At 32.6% G+C, this 1,684-nt stretch carries 2 protein-coding genes; both read left to right on the top strand.

Going from position 1 to position 1,684, the window contains the following annotated elements:
- Window positions 1-154: 154 nt before the first annotated feature.
- Complete coding sequence (gene repM, locus F899_RS15045; RefSeq protein ID WP_005225810.1) at window positions 155-1,105, top strand: replication initiation protein RepM; 951 nt, start codon at window positions 155-157, stop codon at window positions 1,103-1,105.
- A 60-nt stretch (window positions 1,106-1,165) separates the two neighbouring features.
- The coding region (locus F899_RS15040) for a plasmid replication DNA-binding protein (RefSeq protein WP_228127820.1) at window positions 1,166-1,684 on the top strand (519 nt) is incomplete at its 3' end.

The raw sequence follows: 1,684 nt of genomic DNA, 5'->3' as shown, positions 1-1,684 counted from the left end.
AAACATAGGTTTTATCCGTTTCAAACATAGGTTTTATCCGCATAAACATAGGTTTTTATTTTACTATTTAAATGAGTATTGTTATGATGATTCCCTAAGTGAAAAATTTATCTAGATTTTGGTAAATCCATATAATGTTTATAGGGAAATAAGAATGAGCCGTTCAGAAAATTTAGACATGTCGATTCTTGTCTCTAAAGCAAATGATTTAGTAAAAGCTCATTATAAAATGACTGTTGTTGAGCATAGATTGTTCAATATCGCTTTATCAAAAATTCGTTCTAATAAGATTACATTAGATAATAATGTACCAATTACCATTTCAGCTCATGAATATGCAGATCTGTTTTCAGACACCATAGATGGCGGTTATAAAGCCCTTAGAACGGCTGTAGATACTTTATTTGAACGCCAGTTCACATTAGAGCGAGAAATCTCAAATACTAAAAAACACGTTAGAACATATAGATTTATTCAAATGAAGGGATATCTTGAAGGTGAAGCTAGAATTGAAATTCAATTTGCTAATGACGTCTTACCATTTGTAAGTGAGCTAGCTAATAAATTTACTCAAATTGATCTTCAACATACGGTTGATTTAAGCAGCCAATATGCCAATCGCTTATATGAAATTCTTAAAGAAGTGCAGAACTATAAAGAGCAAAAAGTTTTTCTAGAGTTGGACGATCTTCGATCTAGGTTCGGTATCGAAAATAAATATAAAACTATGTCAAATCTAAAAGACAATGTCCTGGACTTAGCTGTCACTCAAATAAATAAGAGCAAAGCCTGCGATATATATAACCTTCAATATACTAATAAGAAGGCAGGGAAAAAAATTATAGGATTTGAGTTTACCTATAAAATTAGAAAGCAACCAAAGAAGTCAGATATAGCTATACAACCTATAGTTTTAAAAATGACTGATTCGCAACGTTATCTTTTTGCTAATAAACTCTCTGAGCTTACCGAGATGAATAAATATTCTCAAGGTACAGAAAGTTACTCTCAATTTGCTGTTCGCATTGCCGAAATGTTGCAGGATCCACTTAAAATTGAAGAATTACTGCCATATCTAAAGAAAGTAGGATTTAATACAAAATAAACTTCATGTTCAGATTGGATGTTCACATGAACATCCTTGTACACGCACTGAGGGATTACATTGAACACAACAAAATTCAGCGTCATGGATGCAAGTAAAGCCTTTAAAAAATCACGTACAACAATATATGAGGCTTTAAAAAATGGTGAATTATCAAGAGATCATGATGGTCTTATAGACTTATCTGAACTTATCAGAGTTTATGGCAATCCAGTCGGTGTTCAGTCCAGTACACGTACTGAACAAGTTCAGAAGGATGTACAAGTACACGTTCAATCTGAGGTTGAAAGTGTATTAAAAGATCAAATTTCTTTACTCAAAAATCAGTTAGATTTAGCAAATCAAAGAGAAAAGTCTTTGATGCAACATATTGAAGATCTTACTCATAGAATTGAGTTTAAAGGCACCTTAGAACAGCCAAAACAAGAAAATATTAATAAACTAAATGAATCTACTAATTCGAATATAGCAACAGATCCTCGGCCACAGACCGAGTCAAACTATGACGAATTGACTACTCCTCAGAAAGACAATAAACGTATCCCTGTTCCAGAACACGTTGAGCCTGAACCAAAAAAA

It is taken from the genome of Acinetobacter sp. CIP 101934 (assembly GCF_000369585.1).
In the GTDB taxonomy this organism is placed as follows: domain Bacteria; phylum Pseudomonadota; class Gammaproteobacteria; order Pseudomonadales; family Moraxellaceae; genus Acinetobacter; species Acinetobacter schindleri.
Note: the sequence above shows the minus strand (reverse complement) of the source record. Positions and strands in the feature narration are given on the sequence as shown.

Bases quoted from the DNA above. Each gene is read 5' to 3' on its own strand.
- repM (WP_005225810.1), top strand. From the start codon at position 155: ATGAGCCGTTCAGAAAATTTAGACATGTCGATTCTTGTCTCTAAAGCA.